Raw genomic sequence first — 23665 nt, 5'->3', positions numbered from 1 at the left:
TAATTAGAATGTAACATTTAAGCCAAACATAAATATACGTGGCATTGGATAACGACCTGAGTCAAGACCAGAGAAAAGCACGCTGTTCTGGCCACACTCAGGGTCTCCATACTTGTTATAACCAGAGATTGTTAATAGGTTCTGAACTGCTGCATAAACACGGGCTTTTGTAATACCGATTTTATTTATAATCATATTAGGTAATGTGTAGCCAATCTGAAAATTACTTAATCTTAAGAAATCACCATTTTTAACCCATGCATCACTACAACGTACATTGTGGTTGTTATCAAGTACTGTTAGACGAGGAAGTGTCGCATTAGCTTCATTGCCACTGCGCCAAACCCTATCATAACTGTCTTTTAATATATTAGGGAATGTTTGGTCATCTGCAGAGAAAACAGTAGAAAGACGCATTGCTGAATATGATAGTATCTGCTGGCCTAGTACACCATACATATACATACTGAAATCCCAATTTTTGTATGTAGCACCAAGTGAAATGCCATAATTTAATTTTGGAATACCATTGCCTAAGATTACCCTATCGTTTGCATCAACATGACCATCACCGTTGACATCCTCATATTTGAAGTCTCCAGGAGCGTAAGAAGCTGATATGGCATCGTATGCATTAAAATTTTTTGCTTTTGCTGCTGCATTAGCTGCATCAATTTCAGCTTGATTTTTCCAAATGCCCGCTACTTTATATCCATAGAATGAACCTACAGCTTCACCATTCATACAGATTGAGTGACCACCCCAATAGAATGAAGCAGCAGCACCTACTGCACCTACGTTACCATTACCAGTGCCACCATCATTAGTAGAATATAATGGATAACCCATATTTTTAACTTTGTTCTTCAAAGATGAACCATTCAATGTTGCATTGATTGACCAATCTTTGTTTAGACGCTTGTTGTATGTCAGGTTAAACTCCAAGCCGTGGTTGTCTATTTCACCATAGTTAGTATAAATAGATGTGTAACCTGTGGAAGGACGTATCTGTTGGTCAATAAGAAGGTTCTTAGACTTACGGATAAAGTAATCAAGAGTAATATTCAAATCTCCATTCAAAATTCCGAAATCAACACCTATATTAGTCTGCTCATTAGTTTCCCACTTTAAGTTTGTATCTACGAGAAGTTGCTTAAAGCCAGATGATACAGTACGATTACCACTTATGCCCATTGTACCTCCTTGTGAATAAACATTATAGTTAACGTCGCTAGTGCTTAAAGCTGGTACAGCTCTACCTGCCATGTTACCGGCGTTACCAGTCTGACCCCAACCAATACGGAGTTTCAAGTTGTTTATTATCTTAACGTCTTTCATAAATGGCTCTTCAGAAATACGCCAAGCCAAAGCTGCAGATGGAAAAGTACCCCAACGGTTGCCGGCACCAAAGTTAGAAGAACCATCACGACGGACAGTACCTGTGAAAATGTAACGATCAAAGAGATTGTAAATAGCACGACCATAGTATGAAATAGTACGAGAGTCTGCATTGAATCCGCCATTACCCTCACGAGAAGATGGATTTATAGAAAGACTCATCACGCGGTTATCTGGTGAAGCGAATGTATTAGCATTTGCGCTAACATAAGAACCATAGTATTTGCTTACTGAGTTACCTACCATCAAAGTTAAATCGTTGAAACTTGTTTTCCAATTATATGTAAGATAGGTCTCAATTCCGAGATTGTTGCCATGATTCTGATTCAAACTGAAAGAATAACGATTATCAACACCTGCAGCAGAAAGGTCCATTTCTGTTAGATTACCATTTATATAGTTATAGCGCTTAGAACCACCGGTGAAGTCTCCTCCTTCAAATGTATTTACAGTGTAAGATGCGATAGAGTGCAAATTTAATCCTTTCATGAATTCGATATCAAAAAATGCACTGAGGAACATCCTGTTTCCGCGGTTTATCTGGTTCGTTTTCTCCATCTGAGATGCGTATGGGTTAGCAGAATTTTTTGTCATACCTTCCCAACCATCTGATGTTCCAAGATAGCCACAACCATAAGATCCATCAGGGTTAACCAAGTTGACACCTACATAAGTACCGTTAGCTGCATTGTTAACAAGATAATCAAGTGTAGGAGTCCAGTAAGCCAAATCACGAAGTGAAGATAGGTTACCGTTGTTATTGAAACCTGCATTTGAACCATGTGCCTCTGTATGAACAAAGTTCATATCTCCGCCAAATTTCAACCACTTAACAGGCTGAACATTTACGTTAGCGCGAGCTGATAGACGATTGTAGTTTGAGTTAACGACCAAACCGTCGTTGTCTAGGTAACCTAAAGAAAAGTTATACTGACTCTTATCGTTACCACCAGATGCTGTAATACCATACTGCTGTTTGACAGCTGCATGTGTCATTTCTTTCTGCCAGTCAATATAATTACGTTTGCCATCATACTTCTGATCCCATATGTTATTATAGATACCTGCACCATCATTAGCTTTTGCCTCACGAACTGAAGAAGCGAACTCATCAATGCCAAGAGTCTTTAATTCATTAGGCAGAGTCTGAACACCAAAGTCTGCTGTTACTTGTATTTGTGTATGGCCCTTAGTTCCTTGACGTGTCGTAACCATAATCACACCATTAGCACCAGCAGAACCATAAATAGCAGTTGCAGAAGCATCCTTTAGAACCTCGATCTTCTCGATATCAGCTGGATTAAGGAAACTAGCATCTGTACCAACCTGTACACCATCTACCACATAGAGAGGGTCTGCAGAACCATTAATAGTTCCGATACCACGGATACGTACTGCTGCGAAACCATCAGGAGTACCGTCATTCTGTGTAACCAGCACACCTGCTGCTGCACCCTGAAGAGCCTGACCAATATTCGTTGGAGCCTTCTTCAGCATAGCGTCACGGTCGACTGTAGCAACAGAACCAGATATGTCACTTTTCCTCATTGTACCATAACCTACAACTACCAATTCATCCAATGTCTTACTGTCTTCTTTTAAGATAACATTTATTTTGGATTTACCTCCGACAGAAATTGTTTCTGGTCGGTAGCCTATAAAAGAGAATACAAGTTTTGCATTTGGTGGAACTGTAATTTTATAATTACCGTCAAGATCGGTAATAGTTCCATTTGATGTTCCAACTTGCTTGATACTTACTCCCGGAAGAGCGTCACCGCCAGCTTCATTTACACTACCCATAACTGTGACGTTTTGGGACATTGCCCATAGAGGTATCATCATAAAAATTAACAATAGCCCCATAGACTTTTTTAAATTAATGCATTTCATAGATAAAAATTAAAATTAATTTTAAACGTTATTTTGTTAAATAGGAACTTTTAATTCGGTATTAGATCGGTTAATTAGTGTTACACGGTTGCAAATTTATAATTTATCTCAAAATATTTGCAACGATAATGTAACATATACTTTATCCTATGTAACAACTTGTTAAAATTAGTTACTTTTTGTGTTAAATTGTAGGTTTAGAGGGCTTTTACGCTTATTAAGTTTCCGTATCGGGCCTCTTTCATTATTAGATATGAATTTATTTTTACAGATCCTTTTACAAACTCGGGTATATTATATGATTTCTGTAATAAATTATAATAATTAATATCATCTTGTGGAAGTAAGAATGGCTTCGAAACCTTACCATTGTTATTAATATGAGCTATAAATGGACGAGTATAAAGACCGTCAATTCTTCTGCTGCTGAATATGACCCAGCGACTATTACTACTCCACGAATGATAACTTTCTGCTTCATTACTGTTCAGAGCATCTATGTTAATGTCCTTGCCTGTACGCAGATCTATCATACATAAGTTTGCCTCTCTATGCCATATAGAGAAGTTTCCATAATTGGAAAGTGTAAACATCAGAAATCTGCCATCAGGTGATACTCTAGGGAATGAAGCACTTTTATTTTTAGTTTTTGCATTAAAAATTGTATCTATTCTATTCCCGAATTGCCTTGTTTTCTGATTAAATGATATTGAACAGATACTATATTTAACTTTGTCATAATCAGCAGGAATATTCATGCTGTCAGCAGTACAGAAATATAAGGTATTGCCATCTGCAGAGAATGTTGGAAATGTTTCAAAAGATGTCTTGGATGATAATAAAGGAGATGTAACAATCTCATGCTTATTGACATCATAAACAACAACATCTGATGCGCAATCAAAAACTTCAACGCGATTCCGATTAGTTGTATGGAACATTTGTTTTGTAGTATTAACCGAGAAAGCTACATAATTGCCCGATGGATGCCAAGATGGATATACCAATGGTGAAATTGTCTTATTTGTCTTCGTGTTAAGTTTTTCTATATCATTGCCATTAATAATATAAGTACCACCAAAATCTTTACGCATGTGAAATAACATTCTATCTGGCGATTGCTTGCAGAACGAATGACAATTCATACAATTGTGCCCCGTCGCTTTGTTTGTTATTATTGCTTTCTCATCATAATTTCTAAGGCATCTTTGGTATATTCCCATTTCAGACCATCTTTCATAACCAGGCTCTATCAAACGGTATGCTATATATCCATCAATAGCATCCTTTGATATAAAGAAATGAAATGGAGCGTATGCAATCCATTTATTTGCTTTCTTTACGGCTATTATTACAGATATTGTCTTGCTTTGTTTTTGAAGTTTATTCCATTTGGTTTTGCTGATCTTAAACTGTTTTCCTTCTTCGCTTACTGTTATTTCAATATTCCCGGCTTTAAATATAGCACATGCATCATCATATTTCGAATTATCAAGTAATTCAAAGTGTAATGGAGCTAAATCAGGTGGTATAGTTACATTTTTATAATCAGGGAATATTGGGGGTAATTCCGTCAGAGTATTATCAATATGAACAGTCTTCTTACAGGATGTAAATAGTATTGCTGTAATAAGGATGAATACAAATTTAAGGTAATGTCTTATTTTCATGATTAATAATTATTTTGTTGTTGAAAAGCGTTATCGCATGATTATATTCTTTTCTTAAATATGACCATTATCCATACAAAACAAACGCCATATTTACAGCAGAAATCTATGATGATTGTAAAATACAAATAAGTAGTAATAAGTCTTTGATTTTAATTTGATTATATCTGAATAATATCTGTTGTTTCATTTTAATATCTGTATTGGTTATTTACTCTGGCAAAACTAATAATTTATATTCAATTTTCATAATTATTTTGTTTGTTTTTTTCACCAAAAAGTCATTAACATGATATTATTTCAACTTATACTAGTCATCAGTAAAATAAAAAGGATACTTATCATTATAAGTATATTGATATCACGCTTACTTATCATAATATCAGAAAAGTTCACAATGATAACAACAATGAATAGTTACCTTAAATAAGTAATAAAAAAAGACATCCGTTAAATACGGATGTCTTAATAAATAGTTTATTTTTCCCCTTTAAATATATTGCAAACAAATTGCTTAAGGCATCTGCGCCATGTAAGCCATTCGTGAGCAGTTCCCGGTGAAACGAAATAATGATATTTGATACCAGCTTTCTTTAAATTTTCTGCTAAAGCTGCTGTACCAATATTTTCTTCACTTCCACAACCTAGGAATAAGTAATGTACCTTATTATTGAATTCTGCTGAGCGAGATAATATACCATCATAGCTCTTGTTTACATCCAAACCAAAGATAGCTCCACTGAAAGCTCCTATGTATGAGAACTTATCAAGATGATTAAGAGTTACATCAAATGTCTGATGTCCACCCCAAGAAAGTCCGGCCATTGCTCTATGATTACGATCAGTCTGAGTGCGGAAAGTCTTTTCTATTGTTGGGATAAGATCATTAAGCATAACTTTGTAGAATGAAGCGCCATATGAACTTTGACCAACATTGTTACTACCACCTCGTGCATAATTAAAAGGTTGTTTAACATCGCCGCTCTCCATAACCACGATCATAGGCACAGCTTTACCTTCTGATATCATGTTGTCCATAATATTCTGCATAAAGCCTTGTTTTGACCATCCTGTTTCGTCTTCGCCCATACCATGCTGAAGATAGAGTACAGGATAGCGTTTGGTATTATTAGTTTCGTATTCTGCAGGTGTGTATACCATTGCACGGCGCCACTCACCTTTTGCTTTAGAATAATACTGAACTGAGCGTACTTGTCCGTGTGCAACGCCTTGCTGTGGACGATAATAATTGCCTTCAACACCCTCAGGTATCTCAATACCACTAGACTGGCGACAGCAACCAAAATACGTATCAGTAGCAGGATCGGTTACCTGTACTCCGTCTACAAAGAAAAAGTAATAATGGAAACCTACAACTAGAGGATTGGTCTTAACAGTCCATAGTCCTGTGCTGTCTCTTAGCATGTCATACTTTTTACCACAGCAATCAACAACGACTTTATTAGCTTCTGGTGCACGCAGACTAAAATAAGCACAATTGTTTTTGTCTATTCGTGGAAAATCATTTCCAGGTTCTGCTGTTATAGACAGTTGTGTGTCGGCCGGTATTTGGGCGCACATAGTCATCGGAATAAAAGTGATGGCCAATAATGATAAAACGATTTTTTTCATGTTATTTGTTATTTTAAATCTTTAAAGCATTTTCTAATTTATCAACTATAGAATTTTCAAATATAGCTCCAGTTTGACTATAGATGTATTTTCCGGTTTTGTCTTTTATAATATATGATGGCCAGCCAAAAAACTTAAACTTTTCAAAGATTTCATGTGTTTGTTTACTGCTCAAACGGTAATGTTCACCACTGATACCACCACACATATTGTGCCATGCCCCTTCAGGAGATTTATCGTCTGTTACATAAACAAATACGACACCTTTTTTATTCAATTCTGATTTATATGGCTCAAAGTATTTTATTGAGCTACGACAAGCTCCACACCATGTTCCCCATAGGTCAATCATCACAACCTTACCTTCATAAGTCTTTTCAATTTGGGCAAGGAAATCTTCTCCACTATTATATTTTTCAGTATGTATAATATAATTTTTATTATTCTTTCTCTTTTCGAGAAGTACCTTTAATTCATTATTCTTTTTAAGAAAATAGTTCTTTATCACATCGTTGTCCATAGAGTTCAGCTCAACTAACTGCTTATCATTGAATGGGCTATACGAATCTAGTATATCTGAGAAATATTGTCCTTCTATTACATCGAAAACAGGTCCTGAAGAAGTGCCAAGAATGCTAGCAGCATATTCTTTTCTATATTTTCTTTTATATTCATTTATTTGTTCGAAAGTTGAGCCATTTTCTTCCATCTTTTTTGAGCTAAAATTAAACGTTTTTACAGCAACAGTGTCTAGTCCAATAGCACAATCCACATAATTTGAAAGAGTACTAAACCTCCCGGTATACGCCAACATCATATTATTCAAGTAAAGTTTACTAATACTCTTCATTACGTCATTACTACGATGAGCCATACGATCATTTGGATTTATTTTTATATAAGACCATGAAGGATACAGAATATTAATTGCTGTGTTGCTCTTTATTAAAGATGTCATATATTGGCGTGCAGATGTGATGAGATGAAGAGAATCCAATGTACATAGATTTTTCTCCATACATTTAAATATAACATCACGATATTCCTCTGATGTAAGATTATCCCTTTCGGGCTTTGGCATATTACGAGATAAAGATTTCAAATCACAAACATCTGGTTTTGTTATCTGATTATTAACATCTGACATTGCGCCTGAGAAATATATAAAAGCACACTCATTTTCATCTCTATAACTATCAACTTCTTTAATTCGGTCTGTAATATAATGACTGCTTTTCACCAAATCGACATATAAGTCACATTCTTTACCATTTTCCAATATTATTGAAACAGAATAGTCACCTATCTGAATATATACTGCCTGATGAGATGCATATAGAGGAACAACAGCTGAAAATGAACCGTCATCAGAAATTGTTGATTTTATAGATGCAGTATTTAAGTCGAGCGGACATTCCGGAAAAATCTCTATTTTCGACCTCATATGAGGATTGTAGCCAACAAGTTTACCCCTAACAGTTGCAGAACCATTTTCCCATTTAGGCATTGGTAACAGTTTGTTATCATCTAATGGATGCATCGCTGCCTTACGTACCATTTCAGGTATCGCTTTACTGTCATAAAGCAGTTTTTTATTTTTGAGATTAATACCAAAGATCTGAAATGCACCATCAAAATCTCCTTCTAAAAAATCTATACTATTTGTTTTTGCAGAAATGGCGGGAAATATAAGGGAATAACGACATTGCCTTGTAGAATCAACGGTAATATTGGTATCCATCTTTATACCTTCTGCGCTATTAACTTTTATTTTTTTACCATCAGCCAAAAGATAACTACTAGAAGCGATCTTAAACCACCATCCTGGATGATTATAAGAAACACAATGTAATACAGTAGACTCCTTCTTGATGTCGACCTTTTCTATTTGAAACATATACGTAGAACTAACGGTAAACGAAGGATTATTTATCGTTCTAATATTTTTAGCTCCAACAACAGTCAGCATCGTAAGAAACACTAATAATATCGTGATCTTTTTCATTAGATTCAATTTAATTAACTCTATAGAAACAGTACATAATGTTTTGATTTCAGCAATACATCAATCAGACAAGAATAGTTATACGAATAACGTAAACATTTTACTGTTTACATTATTCGTATTTTTCCTATTTAAAAATCTTCTGTGCAAAAAGGTATAAGTCCTCTCTCCATACAGGCCAAGTATGTCCACCTGCTTTTGAATCAAAGTATTCAAACTTAATACCGGCCTTGTTTAGATGTTGCATCATTATCTGGCAATTTCCATAAGCAATGTCTTCTTTACCTCCTATGGTTATAAAGAAATTCTTAAGATTATTATTCATTAATGATGAGTTATTATCCATATACGAATAGTTAGCATCGCGTTCTTTATCAGCACTCATAAATGATGTTCTCTGGGCAAACCAACCAGAACTGAATACTCCTAAATGATGGAATTTATCTGTATTGGGTACTCCTACATACAGAGTATACATGCCTCCCATTGATAAACCGGCCAGAGCTCTGCTGTCTGCAGAAGCATCTGCCTTGAAATTATTTTCAACAAATGGGATTACATTATCAAGTATTTCTGATTTTACATTATCAAATCCCCCAACATTAGCATCAAAGCTTACAAGCATCATCGGTTTCGCCTTGCCTTCTGCAATAAGATTATCAAGTATGATATCAGAACGTCCTTGTTGAACCCATCCACGGGCATCCTCACCTCCTCCATGCATTATATAGATTACAGGATATTTCTTATCCATATTCTTATCATATCCTGCAGGGGTATATATATACATTACTCTCCAGCTCTTAGTCACATTAGAATAGTATCTTACAATACGTATATCTCCATGTGCCACATTTTGAACCTGAAAACGTGTATCTTGTTTCACATAAGGAATTTCTATACAACTCATCATACGACCACACCCGTAAAAAGATTCGCTTGAAGGATCGGCAACAGACAGACCGTCTACGATAAGACTGTAATAATGTATGCTTGGACTTTGAGGTGTAGTGGTAACAGTCCAAATGCCATCAGCACTCTTAACCATGTCAAACTTTTGTCCCAAATCCACTTGAATTTTATGAGCTTCAGGTGCTTTAATACTAAATTCGACACTGTTGTCGGGCATAATCTTTGGATAGCCCGATTTGTTAATATTAGTTTCTGCTGGTGTCTGTGAAAACGTTGCGGCAGAAAACAGAATACATAAATTAAATAATAAATACTTTTTCATGTCTTTTGATTATTAATTGTTTGTAACAAATGCGTTTTTAATTGCTTCGATAAGAGCTGGACGCCAATAATCCCAATTATGATTACCTTCTTTTACTCTAAACTGATACTTTATACCATGGCTGCGAAAGGCTTTTATAAGATCCATATTGGCCTCTAAAGTAAAATCATCATCACCACAGTCTACAAACCAACGAACAGTATTATACCTTTTGGCATCGTATTCAGAACAATTTGATACTGTCTTTATGGGATTGTTGTCTTCAACAATCTTTTGACGCCATTCACCGGACGGATCATTCTTTAGGAAATCTAAAGGTTGACGCCTTAAATAACAGCTCATTCCATATACCATGTTAAACAGTTCCGGATGATGCACTCCATATACTATCGAGGCTCCCCCTCCCATCGAGAAACCGGCTACAGACCTACATGCCTTATCGGTGTAGGTTCTGTAATGAGACTCAATATAAGGGATAAACTCTTTGAAGAAAAAGTCTTCGTATGTCCAATTGGGAGCGTTAAACCATATCATATTATTTTTATTGGCTTCTGGACATACTATTATCATTGGCAGTATGATATCATTATTTATCAAACTGTCTGCTACATTACCTAAACGTCCCTCTGTAGCCCAGTCTGTATTGCTGCACCCGCCACCATGAAGAAGATACAGAACAGGATATTTGGCCGTATTATTATTGTAGCCCGGAGGCAGATATAATGTGTAATCACGTTCTGATATTCCTTTAAGCATAGTACATGGCATCTTTGTAAATAGCACTTTGCCTTTAGGCTGACTGCAAACCAAGCAGCATATAAGTAGAAACAGTAATGATAATGTATATTTTTTCATCTCATTATTTATTTTCGCGCGTTTCAATATCCTTTATAACAAATCCGCCATTACAAGGTATTGATATTGTGAGTTTTTTAAGACCTTTTCGGTTAAAGGTTTTTACACTGCCTTTTAATGAAGCATCATCAGTATACATCATAAAAGATTTGGCATTAGATAGCATTGGAACATTCAATGTCAATTTAAGTGTTTTATTCTCTGCATTTACGCCTGCCAGAAACCATTGATTTCCGTGTCTTCTTGCCAATACAATATATTTGCCTGGATAACCATCTATATATTTAACTTCATCCCATGTTGATGGAACGTTCTTCATAAAGTCTATTGCCCATGCAGGTGCATCAGTGATATTATTAGGAGCCAGAGCAAAATGTTGAACTGCACTTTGGAATAAAACAGCTGTAGCCAAAGCATATACATCCGAAGTTACTCTGTGAGTACCACTCTTGTTGTCTGAACTATAATGCTTATTAAGTGCACTTCCACCAAAATCCATGCTACCTATTGTATTACGTATAAATGGATATAGACAAGCATTTACGGCTTCATGATTACAGAAATCTTGAGAGAAATGAAGATTTTCACTGGCCAATACAGCTTCACTCGCTACATAATTAGGATACATGCGCTCCCACCCTCTAGGAATAGTACAACCATGGAATATAACTTCTAGCCCATAATCATTGGCATCACATAATATTGACTCATAAAGATGCATCATTATCTGTTTGTCTCCAGCAAAGAAATCTACTTTTATTCCTTTTATACCTATAGATTGCATCCACTTCATCTCTTTACGTCTCAATATAGGATCGTTCATAATACCACGTGGTGACTGCGGTGCATCGTTCCAATATCCATTGGAATTATACCAAAGATATAATGAGACTCCTTTTTCTGCACCATATTTTGCCAGATCTGCTATTTTGTCTCTTCCTATCTGAGTATCCCAAAGTGCATCAATTAGTACTGACTGATATCCCATAGCTGCAGAAAAATCAATATAACGTTTCTGCTCGTTATAATTGCAACTTGGATCCATTCCAATAATCCAACTCCAAGAACCTTTGCCATATGTATAAGACTTAGATGGCTCATATTTCTGACTAACGAGGTCAAATGGTACTGTAGTTTCTACTATATTTGAAAGTGTTGAACCTAGGGTTATTGTTCTCCATGGAGTTGCTCCTGGAAGTGCCATTCCCGGCGAAACCATTCCGTTACCATTACATTCACCACTCTGTGGAAAACCTATATTATAGGTTCCATCAGTCTGTCCTATTAGTCTACTTGCGCAATAGCCGCCATCAACACCAGTCTCTGATATTAGCATCCAACCGGCATTATTATTCTTAAAGAGACAGGGGAATGTATATCCTTCTCCCCAGCCGTTCTTTCCCATAGCTTCATCAACAGTATATGATGTCTCATAACTTGGTGATGTACCTGCAAAGCCACCCATCGGTTTTGCCTGTGGGCATAAGAATGTAGTAGTACCGTCAACAGGTTTAAACTGTGTTGTCTCTTTCGTTATTGTGCAACTCAATCTGGCACCGGCCTGATGTAATATATATCTGAAAGCTACATCACGATTACTTACCCGGAATACGATATCCAATACATTTGTAGAATCACGGTAATACTTATAGACAGCTTCGCTTGCTAAATAATGAACATGGCTTTGCTTAATATTAGCCACAGAATAATCATCTTCGACTTGTCTGGTAGTAACATCTTTAAGATGAAGATCCTTTGAATAATCACCATAGTTAGTAACTATTCCCAATTGTGACGGTTGAATAAACTCTTTATCACCATACATAACCGAATATTGTGGTTTTCCATTATCATCAGTTACAGTAACGCTTATTTTTCCATCTGGGCTTTTTATAACGTTATCATTACCATAAGCAGAAACTGTTCCTAAAGAGAAGAGGACATAACCTATAAAGAGAATCGTCTTTTTCATATATATCTTATTTATTATTATACTATTAAAATCTAACTGTTATTTTTTTCCCTTCATACATAACAGTTTTTGCATTTTGTAAATTACTGTCTTTGCCATTTATACATACCAGTTTCAATTTACGATTTTGGCACATACCTTTAAAATAGCCTTTGCGTGGACCTATAATCAAAGTATGCTGTTTATCATTCCATGATATACCATATGTAGAATAGGCACCTTTTTCGTAATTATAAGTTGTTCCATCGTCTTCGTATACTTTAAAAATGCCGTCAGCTCCTACAAAGATACGTATTTCCCATGAAGAATGCAAGGATAATTTAGAATCTTTTTCGGCTAAACACAATGGAATAATAGAACCTGCTTTTGCATATACAGGAATTTTCTTTGTATCAGTTTTTACTAAATAAGTTTTTCCTCCTATATATGGTTCATTTGTCCAAAAGTCATACCACTTTTCTTTCGAAGGAAGATATACAGACCATTCTTTGACACCTTGTTCCAAGATAGGTGCAATCAATAATGACTTACCGAACATATATTCGTATTTCTGACTCAAAGCTAATTTATCATAATAGAAGTCCATAACCAAAGGTCTCATTAGAGTTGATCCTTGCATAGACACTGCAGCTGCATTTGAATATATGTATGGAAGTAAACGATAACGCATATCAAGACACATGTGTGCATCATCCACTACCTGTTTACTGTAGTTCCAGAATTCTGTATTCGTCATGTATCCATGTACACGCATTAAAGGAAGAAAGACTGATGTCTGCATCCAACGCATAAAACGTTCTTGATAAAGTGTATCTGTATATTGATTAGAAGGCCGGAAAAATCCTCCTGCATCATAAGTCCACCATGGAAGTCCTGCTGACATTTGCCCAAGTCCTGCTGTTATTTGCCTGCGCAAAGTCTCAAAATCATTGCCAATATCTCCAGACCATGTTGCTACTCCATAGCGCTGTATACCAGGGAAAGCACAACGTGTAAGAATCATGGTACGCTTATCCGGTTCATCTTTTCGACAACCTTCATATACAGTTTTATTTACCAATAATGGATACACATTTCTAAAGTACTCGCCTGGATATTTACCATTCATAACTTTACGACCGGCTAAATCGTCATTCTCGGGTTCTGTGGCATCCTGCCACCATGCATCAATACCATATGGCTTCAACAATTTATTACTGAAATTAGTCCAATAAAATGATGCTGCATCCGGATTAAAGAAGTCAACCCAAGTAGTATTTGGTATGAAATATCCTTTTTTTTGCATTTCAGTTCCAACAACAGTAGATGGGTCTACTTTAGACCATACAGAAAGCATAAATTTAATATCCATTCTGTGAAGACTATCAACCATCACTTTAGGATTAGGATAAAACTCTTCATCAAACTTCATGGCATTCCATCCATATTTACCCCAATATTGCCAGTCTTGAACGATCACATCAATTGGAAATTTTTCTTTATGAAAACGGTTTGCTGTTTGGAGTATCTCATCCTGCGAATGGAAACGTTCACGACAATGAATGTATCCTAAAGACCAAAGTGGCATCATTGGAGATTCACCTGTTTGCTTACGATATGATGATATAACATCATCTGGTTTTCCGACAAACACCGTATAATCGACTGATTGCGCAACAGGAGAACGGAAAGTAGTAGTATTGTCTACAATTCTGTAGTAAACTTTAGGCTGGTCATTATTTGAAAGTATGGCATGTAATTTATGTTTACCTGCATTAAGAGAAACAATTACAGATGCTGTAGGAGGTAACCAAAAGTTTTGGAAGTCGATAACTTTTTTACCATCAATAACTAAGGAATGTTTCCTAGCCATTTTCTGACCTACATCAAGCATCAATGCATACTTACCAGATTGTTTTATATCCAGAACAGCATCGAATTCATTACTTTGACGTATTTCTCGACCATTACCTTCTGCTGTTGTTATATTAACAGCCTGACTATCACCTGAAACAGCTGTTTTCTGAAGAGTCACACAACTATCTGCAGGGTTGAAATCTGTTAGTCCATAATTATTCCAAAGAATTCCGTAACCTTTATTCGAAATAATAAGAGGTAATGATATCTGAGTATTAACCTGTGTTAGGCGACGAGTTAGTCCTTTAACATTAAGATAGCCATCCTGAAATTGACCAAGTCCATAAATAAATTCATCTGGAGATGACACAAAACTTCCTTTAGCAACATAATTATTAAAACCATAACAAGCACTTGGAGTAAGCGTCCGGTCTGACTCTGCTAATAAATTATGACCATTCTTATCAAAGAAAGAAATTTTTCCCGTGCCTTTTTGCACTTTTAGTGATAAATCTTTTAGATTTACAATAAGGCTATTGTTACTTTCTTCAATTTGATATTTTGGAATATTAGATGATTCAGTTGTATAAACCCAGTCTGGTAAAGACTGAGATTCTTTATACATATAACGAACTCTTACTGCATTATCTGAAAGTAACTTTAGATATAAGTCGCCTCCACTCAAATGATATACTAACGTATTACCTTTGCACGTGTAAACAGTTGAGGAACTGGCATTAAGAGAGAACAACATAGAGACAACTATACAGAAGGCCCTTATTATATTTATGCAGTACGACTTATTAATAGTTTTCATACTATGATCTAAATATATTACTATTTATTAATTTTCCAATAGTCTAAGCTGAACAATTCTTTATTATCAACACCTTTGAATATAAGGTATAAATTATGCACTGAAAAGCACTTCTTTATTTGAGTCTGGTATATCTTCCAATGATTATCATTTTTTGATATATTACAGTTTCCAAGTATTGTTCCATTCAGACTATCAACTCGTAATTCAATTGAGCCACCTTCTATTGCATTGGCTGCTATCTGGAATGTTTTTCCACCTTTACTGAAATTTACACCTTTAACTAAAATATAATCTCCATTATTGATGTTATTTACAACTATTCCTCTACCATTCTCATTACAGGTCTTTACACCATGACCCCATGCCATAGTCTCAGCCTCAACCCTTTTATAAGGATTCAAATATTGTACTTGTTTTACTCCTTCTTTTGACCAATATGGAACTTCCTCTATTGTTCCGTCCGGTCTATAATTCATTTGTGCTACAGAAACAGAACGACGTTCATGATGCTCCATTGTAGTCGTAATATGCATTAGATCATAATTAAGTCCAAATACATATGATTTTCCTTTGTAATCCATAATGCCAGGATGATTACCCCTACTCTTATCTGTTGGAGCCATTATATATCCTTTTGTTGTCCAAGGTCCTTCCGGTCCTTTACTCATTGCATATCCAATACCTTCAGGACAGCAAGTTGATGCAAATGCAAGATAGTACTTGCCTTTACGCTTATAGAACCAAGGACCTTCCTGATAATGTTCAGGACGAGCCACCTTATGTATTTCTCCTGAATATGAAATCATATCTTTATTAAGTTTTACATAATATGGATCTGGATTTCCCCAATACATATATGCTTGACCATCGTCATCAATATATACAGTAGGATCTATATCGTTCCAATTCTCTTTCTGCCATACTAAAGGTTTTCCTATTGGGTCTTTGAATGGTCCATATGGTGTATTAGCAACTAGTACGCCTATTCCATTTCCATGAATAGGACAATACATATAAAACTTACCATTCCTTTCCACAACCTGTTCTGCCCAGGCTCCATTATCTTTAGTAACCCAACTAAAACTTTTTAAAGAGGCTACAGCTCCATGATCTGTCCAGTTTACCATATCAGTTGAACTATAAAGCAACCAGTCTTTCATCAAAAAATTGTCTGCGTTATCCTCATCATGTGTAGTATAAAGATATACAGTATCTTTATAAACCATTGGGGCAGGATCTGCCGTATACTTTGTTGTTATTATTGGATGCTGAGCACAGATATCTGCACTGATCATTGAACAAACAGAAAATATTAGTAATGCTTTTTTCATTGTCTTAATTATAAATAATATTAATTATCTTTGTACGGTGATTCATTCATAATATTCACATTAACAAATTATTTTAATATGCTAACTGTTACTGAAATTGCCACCAATCAAAATTAAATAATTTTGCGCCTTGATTTCCGCGGAAAAGGAAATACAAATTATGAACACCTTCAATCTTTTGGTTAAGATCTACATTCACAGTCTGCCACTTTTCCCAACCACCTGTATGAGGAACAGTAACTGTACACAGTAATGGACCATTAGGGGCATCTGAATGCACCTCCATTTTTCCACCTTGCAATGCGCTTGCCACTCTTGCTGAAAAAGAAGTTGGAGATACTGTACCAAAATCTAAGACTCTTACTACGATAGAGTCGCCACTATGAATATCACTAACATAAACTCCTGTTTCATCGTTTGATTCTACTTTAACACCTTTTGAAAAAGCCATAGTCTCTGCTTCAACCCTCTCTTTTGGATTAAGTGTAGCTATTGGATCTGCACCTTTATCTGTTGGTAATATTGTAGGAAATGTTCCATCTGGGTTATATTTAAATTCCTCTATGGCTACACTTCTATCAAATCCGCCTCCATTAGGAAGTTTTCCTGTATGATAAAAAAAATAAGAATGTCCTTTGAAATCTGCCACGCCGCAATGATTAGTAAAACTATTAGTATTAGACAAAGGCATTACCTCTCCCATATACTTCCATGGACCACGTGGCTTTTTAGCTATCGAATATGATATATGCTCAGGAACTCCGCCTGCTGCATATAATAAATAATAACGTTTGTTGCGTTTCATAATCCAAGGTCCTTCCACATAAGAATCCTTATATTTCACACCTTTCTGTCTTTCACGGAATGTTGGACCACCAAAACCTTCGGTTGTCATCGGAATGTTTTCAACTTGTCCATCAATACTTATCATATCTTTATTAAGTTTACAGAAATATACCCTTGGATTTCCCCAATAAAGATAAGCCTGACCGTCATCATCTATCATTACAGTAGGATCTATATAATCCCAGTTGCCATCCGCTAGAGGTTTGCCTATAGCATCTTTGAAAGGGCCAACTGGACTATCTCCTACAGCTACGCCAATAGCCATTGCATTACTTAATTTAGAATGTGCACATACATACCAATAATATTTGCCATTGCGTTTTATTGTCTGTGCTGCCCATGCACGGCCATCTGCCCAAGCAAATGAAGACTGTGACAATGGACTGCCATGATCTGTCCAGTTAACCATATCTGCACTTGAATAAACGCGCCATTCATCCATCCAGAAAAAACTGGCGTGGTCCTCATCATGGCCCGTATAAACATACATTCTATCTCCATCTACCATTGGAGCCGGATCTGTAGTATAATTAGTTTGTACTATCGGATTTTGTGAAAAGCATGCAGCTGAAGCTGTTGCCATTAGCATAGATAAAAGTGTTCTTTTCATTTAAAAATATAGTATTAATAAAACATTTGCAAAATAACATAAAATATTTTAGAAACAAAAGTCACTATGTTTCTAAAACTTTACATCTTGTATCATTTATTGCATTTATTGTCCTAATACGGTAAATTTTGAAATTTTAATGCCATTTTTACAACTTATCTTTATAAATCTAGCTGTTAATGGTTTTCCATCAAAGACGTTCCATTCCTCACCATTTAGAGAGGTCTCTACTTTATAATCTTTTACTTCTGATTCAGATACCAACTTTATATTAACGTCAGTTCGATTAATTTTAATTAAATGATTCTTCGGAAAATAAATATATTTATTGTACCTTTGAAAAATAAAAAAGCGCAAAAGAGAGAAATGACTAATAATAATTTTACATGGATATTACTCAAATGGTTTGAGGAGAACGGGCGCGACTTACCGTGGCGTGAAACGAAAGATCCGTATGCTATATGGTTGAGCGAGGTTATTCTGCAACAGACACGCATTCAGCAGGGTTATGCTTATTGGGAAAGGTTTATGCAACGCTTTCCGACGGTGAACGACCTTGCAGAGGCGACAGAAGACGAAGTGCTACGCTATTGGCAGGGATTAGGTTACTATAGCAGGGCACGTAATCTACACACTGCCGCCCAGCAGATTGTAGCGTTAGGTCATTTCCCTAACACTTTTGAGGACCTCCGGAAACTAAAGGGGGTGGGCGACTATACAGCTGCGGCCATTGGCTCCATAGCTTTCGGCCTGCCCGTTGCCGTAGTGGATGGAAATGTATACCGTGTATTGTCACGTCATTATGGAATTGAAACACCTATCAATTCGACCGAAGGGAAAAAAGAGTTTGCTGCGTTGGCGCAATCACTATTGCCAATAGACCAACCTGCGGCTTTCAATCAGGCAATGATGGATTTCGGCGCCATCCAATGCACTCCTACGTCACCACACTGTCTTGACTGTCCTTTGGCAGAAAGGTGTGAAGCACTCCGCTCAGACAGTATAGGATTATTGCCGGTAAAACTTAAGACTATCAAGATCAAGACAAGACATTTCACGTATGTCTACCTGCGCTACCAGAATCTGACCGCAATCCACCGACGTCCAGCAGGCGACATCTGGCAGGGATTATGGGAACCGCTTCTGATAGAGGGCGGGGTGATGCCCGACTTCAAAGGAAAACTTACATTATTAAAACAGAAAATGAAGCATGTACTCACACATCAGATTATTTATGCAGATTTTTATCTTCTGGAAACACAGTGGAAGCCAGAATTACCGAAAGACTTTATTTGGATTAAGGAGTCCGAACTAGACAATTATGCAATACCACGTCTGGTTGAATTACTAACAGAAAATTTAAATCTCCTCAAAAATAAGTAGTGAATGATCACAATAAATTCTCCACGATATTCCTAAACAATAAGCAATATTCTACAGAATAGTTCGTGAGGAAAAATTTAACTTCCATATATCCATAACAATAGAGCAAAGTTAGGACACAAGATCGTTACAATGATTAAAAGAAGGTTTTATGTTACACTTTATCTGTGTACCCGCCAAGTGAATAAAGACTGGAAGAAGCTATGTTTTGAGCCTATATACAACTAAAAAATATTATTCAGACATCTTTAAAGAATAGGTCTTGCTTTTTTGAAAGCAAATATCAAGTCCCATTCATTTGGATGGGGAATTTTGTATACATAACCAATCTGAAGTACAATAAACCCACTAGGATTAGTTATAAGGCCTAAAAACGCTTCTCAATATAAATATGAATTATGCAAGAAATATCACTGCGGATTTAAAGCTATTTTATAAAGTTCCCCAAATGCTGAGAAATGAAAAATTAATCGTATCTTTGCATCAAGATAAAAACAAATTGTAATTTAACAACAAGATAATGAGATCAAAAGACTTAAAACCGTCTGAATCGGCAAAGATATTAGTGATAGGTGAAGATTCTAATTTACAATGGTCCGACACGGCGACCGAAGTAGCCATGTTTGCCGACTATTATTTTCGCAGTTTTCCGGAAGATGACGGAGAACGTAGTCGTAATGTGGAAGCACGCAATTTATTCAGTCATATAGATTTCGTCACTCTCAATCGTGTCAAGCCCCAAGAGATATACATTACTAATTTGTGTAATGACCAGTTAACTCCTGCTCCGAAGGGGAAAAGAGTTCTTATCACCGAAGAGCATGCTATTAAGGGACTGTCTCATATCGAATGGCTGTTAGAACAATATCCAACAATCGAATATGTGCTGACCATGTCTCTGCAAACCAATTATTGGTTACAGAAATTGGGATTCTATGGCGACGACGAGAGATTCATTGAAGAGGCTCAACCCCGTCGTAAAGGTTTCGAGGATATGTCAGCCCCTTTCTATCAACCAGTGAATGGAAAGGCTTTCGAATCCATCTGCGGCAATATCTATAACGCCAAAAATCATCCTGTCAAGGTGATACCCATCCTTGCAGCCAAAGATTATCCACTGAAAGGAAGAAACGAAGAGCTTTACACAGAGGCTTACGAAAAAATAAGAAACTCTTTTCGCAAATAAATGCTGCATGATCCAGTTGAATTTAGGTAATCATATAGTGGATAACCCGTTGGCGGAATTAAATTAGCGTGTATTTTACCCATTCTGCAGCTCCCTGGTCGACGCTGCCAATAGATATTGAATAATGCTTTGTGCACTGATCTTGCCAATTATCTCATCAGACGGGCTGTTTGTATTTTATCTTAGTCATATAAAAGTTTACAACAGCCCTTGAATTGCAGGCCTTATAGCAAAAAAGTTCCCCTACGGCTATAAATACATTCAAACAGCAGTATGAAAGAATATTGAATTTCTTCGATAACAGACTTACCAATGCCAGCGCAGAATCATTTAATGCAAAACTAAAGGGATTCAGGGCTACATTCAGAGGTATTGATGATGTTAGATTCTTCCTCTAAATAAATAGCGGATAATCAAACTACAAATAAACGACGAAATAAAATATGCAGAAATTAATATCGCATTTATTGTCCTAATACGGTAAATTCTGAAATTTTAATGCCATTTTCACAACTTATCTTTATAAATCTAGCTGTTAATGGTTTTCCATCAAAGACTTTCCATTCCTCACCATCTAGGGAAGTCTCTACTTTATAATATTTTACTTCTGATTCGGATGCCAACTTTATATTAACATTCTCTACTTTTATACATCTTTCAGTATCAAGCATAATCCAAGGTTTCTTATCGTTGGGCAATGGGGCCCAATATGATTTTATGTCATTATCTGTTGCCATGCTTGATGTGTGTTCGTTCTCCATTGATGAAGCAAATATAGGACTATTTTTCCCAAACATTTTTAGTTCATCACTATCTTGTTTTATAAATCTATGATACGGATGTTCAGTATATAGAGGTGTTACATCCTTTTTATAAATTGGACCATTACAAAAAGACAATAAAACCTTGCTTGAAGATAATCCATCTGAAGATGCCTCCACAACAGTGTTTCCTGAGTAATATGATCTGATTGTTATAGCACATTGGCCATCTCTGATATAAATATCATCATCCGGACTAAAACAGATAGAACGACCTGTGGGGAATTGACCTGGACCGCTCTTTATTGTTAAAGTAACTTTAGGCGAATTACTAATAGGAAGTTTGTCTTTATCAACGACACTGACAATAAGCTGCGCATCTTCTGTACCGTCGGCCTTTATATTCTTTGTTTTAGAAGCAGTTACAAGAATCGCTGCGGGAATACCTTGTTTTCGCTCTGCAGGTGGAACAATATTTCTATATTCATGACAGTACCAATAATATCTCCTTTTAGGTAACCTCTGATAATCGATAAATCCCATGCGACCAAAATCTCCATTGACTTGTGTGCCATGGTCAAATGCACACCATATAGCTTGTCCGCTACGCCATGGTTTACCTTTCCAACCATTATCGCGTTCTAAATCACCCCATCCTGCACTATATTTTCCAGGACGAACATCCATTGTTGAACCATATTCAGTAACAATACTTGCAACTCCCGGGTTCTGAAATTCAGCTATTGTAGCACCATCGCCATTATATCCGGCAATATCACCAATAAGATCTAATCTGTTTTGATCTGTTGGGCGTTGGCAGCCACCTATGCCGGCGGGTCTATTAGGATCAAAAACGTGCGAGGCTCTTACCATTTTTGCAAGTAATCTCTTTACATTTCTTAATGTTTTACTTTCCGAAAAAAATGGTTCATTACACATACTCCATGCTATTACCGAAGGACTATTGCGATGTCTCTGTATCATTTCTCTTAATTGCTGTATACAACTGCGTTCGAATGCGGCGGTATCAGATGCTGTTATTGGGTATCCACTAGCGGTCCACCAACCATCTTTATTATCACCATAAGTACTCCAATATGGAGCTTCACTCCAAAGTAGAATTCCAAGTTTATCACAAGATTGAACAAACGCAGGAGAATGAGGATAATGTGAGCCTCGTATAAAATTCATTCCACAGTTCTTAATCATCAATACATCTCTGTATGCAGCACTATCTGTTGCAGCATCACCCCACCCCGCTTGATCTTGATGCACATTCGCACCACGAAGATAAAGGTGTTTCCCATTTAAAAAGAATCCTTTATCAGCTGTAAACTTAAACCAGCGGAATCCAAATTTATTTATTTTACTGTCTATTACTCTACCTTTATTGTACAATACTGTTTTAATTGTGTAAAGATTCGGACTGTCTGGCGACCATAATGATGGAGAATTTATTGCCTCGGTTGTTTCATCAGAATTCCATACTTGATTAGGATACAGACGTTTCTTGCAAACTACTTTTGCAACTATCTTATTATTTCTGTCTAAAACTATTTGAGCCAAAGACAAATCTGCTATTTCATTGCTACTATTAACCACTCTAATCTTAACATTTACATTAGACCTTTTGCCTTCAGTTGATTCTAACGATGGAGTTGTAATCCAAATACCATACCAATCTAGATAAGTATTATCTGTAATAACAAAACGTACATCACGATAAATTCCACCGCTAAAAGTATGTTCACCTGCTCGTGGTGCTACATCCGGACGCCAATTGTTATTCACTCTTATTGCAATTATATTGTTACCTGTTTTAGCAGCTTTACTAATATCAATACTAAACCCGGTGTATCCACCAACATGTCTACCGCAAAAGATATCATTTACATATACTTCTGCATCTTGAAAAACGCCATCAAAGTCTAATGTAATATGTTTATTAATGTCTTTCTTTAACAAGGTCAGGTTATGACGATACCATCCATAACCCATATAGAATTGCTTTGCTTCAAAATATGGCAGACTCATCGTATGAGGGAGCCCTATTCTTTGCCACGAAGAACAGTCTAAATTGATTTTTGCACCATCCTTCACATCACCTTGGATATATAACCAATCACCATTAATTAACGATGACATTCTTTGGGCACTTATTGATACAGGAACAATAATGGCAAAGAAAAATAGTAATGATATTTTCTTATTTAGGCCCATAAACAATGTCTTT

At 36.2% G+C, this 23665-nt stretch carries 13 protein-coding genes and 1 pseudogene; 3 read left to right on the top strand and 11 right to left on the bottom strand.

Features of this window, described 5'->3' with window-relative positions:
• Window positions 1-3: 3 nt before the first annotated feature.
• The 10 genes and pseudogenes from XYLOR_RS00660 to XYLOR_RS00615 form a co-directional block, all read right to left on the bottom strand.
• On the bottom strand, window positions 4-3243 hold the full coding sequence (locus XYLOR_RS00660; RefSeq protein ID WP_245601927.1) for a SusC/RagA family TonB-linked outer membrane protein: 3240 nt from the start codon (window positions 3241-3243) through the stop codon (window positions 4-6).
• Window positions 3244-3488: 245 nt separating this feature from the next.
• Window positions 3489-4961: a TolB family protein gene (locus tag XYLOR_RS00655; protein ID WP_036876071.1), complete on the bottom strand. Its 1473-nt coding sequence runs from the start codon at window positions 4959-4961 to the stop codon at window positions 3489-3491.
• Window positions 4962-5438: 477 nt separating this feature from the next.
• Window positions 5439-6590: pseudogene (locus XYLOR_RS00650) on the bottom strand (alpha/beta hydrolase-fold protein); the annotation flags it as partial.
• A 16-nt stretch (window positions 6591-6606) separates the two neighbouring features.
• Window positions 6607-8598, bottom strand: a complete 1992-nt coding sequence (locus tag XYLOR_RS00645; RefSeq protein WP_084608495.1) for a TlpA family protein disulfide reductase — start codon at window positions 8596-8598, stop codon at window positions 6607-6609.
• Between the two features lie 127 nt (window positions 8599-8725).
• On the bottom strand, window positions 8726-9832 hold the full coding sequence (locus XYLOR_RS00640) for an alpha/beta hydrolase-fold protein (RefSeq protein ID WP_036876068.1): 1107 nt from the start codon (window positions 9830-9832) through the stop codon (window positions 8726-8728).
• Window positions 9833-9844: 12 nt separating this feature from the next.
• Window positions 9845-10687 (bottom strand): alpha/beta hydrolase, encoded by an 843-nt coding sequence (locus XYLOR_RS00635; protein ID WP_051509024.1) that lies wholly within the window; start codon window positions 10685-10687, stop codon window positions 9845-9847.
• Window positions 10688-10691: 4 nt separating this feature from the next.
• A complete protein-coding gene (locus tag XYLOR_RS00630) occupies window positions 10692-12659 on the bottom strand; it encodes a glycoside hydrolase family 97 protein (RefSeq protein WP_051508804.1) in 1968 nt (655 codons plus the stop codon).
• Window positions 12660-12684: 25 nt separating this feature from the next.
• Window positions 12685-15312: a glycoside hydrolase family 31 protein gene (locus tag XYLOR_RS00625; RefSeq protein ID WP_036876067.1), complete on the bottom strand. Its 2628-nt coding sequence runs from the start codon at window positions 15310-15312 to the stop codon at window positions 12685-12687.
• Window positions 15313-15332: 20 nt separating this feature from the next.
• Complete coding sequence (locus tag XYLOR_RS00620) at window positions 15333-16646, bottom strand: glycoside hydrolase family 43 protein (RefSeq protein ID WP_036876066.1); 1314 nt, start codon at window positions 16644-16646, stop codon at window positions 15333-15335.
• 88 nt (window positions 16647-16734) lie between these two features.
• Window positions 16735-18102 carry a glycoside hydrolase family 43 protein gene (locus tag XYLOR_RS00615; RefSeq protein ID WP_036876064.1) on the bottom strand — a complete coding sequence of 456 codons (1368 nt, stop codon included), beginning with the start codon at window positions 18100-18102 and terminating at the stop codon, window positions 16735-16737.
• Between the two features lie 366 nt (window positions 18103-18468).
• Here XYLOR_RS00615 and mutY point away from each other — a divergent pair, with 366 nt between their 5' ends.
• The 3 genes from mutY to XYLOR_RS13515 all read left to right on the top strand — a co-directional run bounded on the left by mutY (window position 18469) and on the right by XYLOR_RS13515 (window position 21069).
• On the top strand, window positions 18469-19485 hold the full coding sequence (gene mutY, locus XYLOR_RS00610; RefSeq protein ID WP_036880415.1) for an A/G-specific adenine glycosylase: 1017 nt from the start codon (window positions 18469-18471) through the stop codon (window positions 19483-19485).
• A 520-nt stretch (window positions 19486-20005) separates the two neighbouring features.
• Window positions 20006-20671 carry a hypothetical protein gene (locus XYLOR_RS00605; RefSeq protein ID WP_036876062.1) on the top strand — a complete coding sequence of 222 codons (666 nt, stop codon included), beginning with the start codon at window positions 20006-20008 and terminating at the stop codon, window positions 20669-20671.
• A gap of 251 nt (window positions 20672-20922) precedes the next feature.
• Window positions 20923-21069 (top strand): transposase, encoded by a 147-nt coding sequence (locus XYLOR_RS13515; protein ID WP_084608493.1) that lies wholly within the window; start codon window positions 20923-20925, stop codon window positions 21067-21069.
• 66 nt (window positions 21070-21135) lie between these two features.
• Here the strand turns inward: XYLOR_RS13515 and XYLOR_RS00600 are convergent, their stop codons facing one another.
• On the bottom strand, window positions 21136-23652 hold the full coding sequence (locus tag XYLOR_RS00600; RefSeq protein ID WP_036876058.1) for a glycoside hydrolase family 2 protein: 2517 nt from the start codon (window positions 23650-23652) through the stop codon (window positions 21136-21138).
• Window positions 23653-23665 lie beyond the last annotated feature (13 nt).

The sequence above is a fragment of the Xylanibacter oryzae DSM 17970 genome, from assembly GCF_000585355.1.
Classification (GTDB): Bacteria; Bacteroidota; Bacteroidia; order Bacteroidales; family Bacteroidaceae; genus Prevotella; species Prevotella oryzae.
The sequence above is the reverse complement of the archived record's forward strand: the minus strand, read 5'-3'. Positions and strand labels throughout refer to the sequence as shown.

What these genes read in the sequence shown, in the direction of transcription:
- XYLOR_RS00645 (WP_084608495.1), bottom strand. Translation starts at nt 8,598, where the DNA reads ATGAAAAAGATCACGATATTATTAGTGTTTCTTACGATGCTGACTGTT.
- XYLOR_RS00640 (WP_036876068.1), bottom strand. Translation starts at nt 9,832, where the DNA reads ATGAAAAAGTATTTATTATTTAATTTATGTATTCTGTTTTCTGCCGCA.
- XYLOR_RS00615 (WP_036876064.1), bottom strand. Translation starts at nt 18,102, where the DNA reads ATGAAAAGAACACTTTTATCTATGCTAATGGCAACAGCTTCAGCTGCA.
- XYLOR_RS00620 (WP_036876066.1), bottom strand. Translation starts at nt 16,646, where the DNA reads ATGAAAAAAGCATTACTAATATTTTCTGTTTGTTCAATGATCAGTGCA.
- XYLOR_RS00600 (WP_036876058.1), bottom strand. Translation starts at nt 23,652, where the DNA reads ATGGGCCTAAATAAGAAAATATCATTACTATTTTTCTTTGCCATTATT.
- mutY (WP_036880415.1), top strand. Translation starts at nt 18,469, where the DNA reads ATGACTAATAATAATTTTACATGGATATTACTCAAATGGTTTGAGGAG.
- XYLOR_RS00630 (WP_051508804.1), bottom strand. Translation starts at nt 12,659, where the DNA reads ATGAAAAAGACGATTCTCTTTATAGGTTATGTCCTCTTCTCTTTAGGA.
- XYLOR_RS00625 (WP_036876067.1), bottom strand. Translation starts at nt 15,312, where the DNA reads ATGAAAACTATTAATAAGTCGTACTGCATAAATATAATAAGGGCCTTC.
- XYLOR_RS00605 (WP_036876062.1), top strand. Translation starts at nt 20,006, where the DNA reads ATGAGATCAAAAGACTTAAAACCGTCTGAATCGGCAAAGATATTAGTG.
- XYLOR_RS00660 (WP_245601927.1), bottom strand. Translation starts at nt 3,243, where the DNA reads ATGATGATACCTCTATGGGCAATGTCCCAAAACGTCACAGTTATGGGT.
- XYLOR_RS00655 (WP_036876071.1), bottom strand. Translation starts at nt 4,961, where the DNA reads ATGAAAATAAGACATTACCTTAAATTTGTATTCATCCTTATTACAGCA.
- XYLOR_RS00635 (WP_051509024.1), bottom strand. Translation starts at nt 10,687, where the DNA reads ATGAAAAAATATACATTATCATTACTGTTTCTACTTATATGCTGCTTG.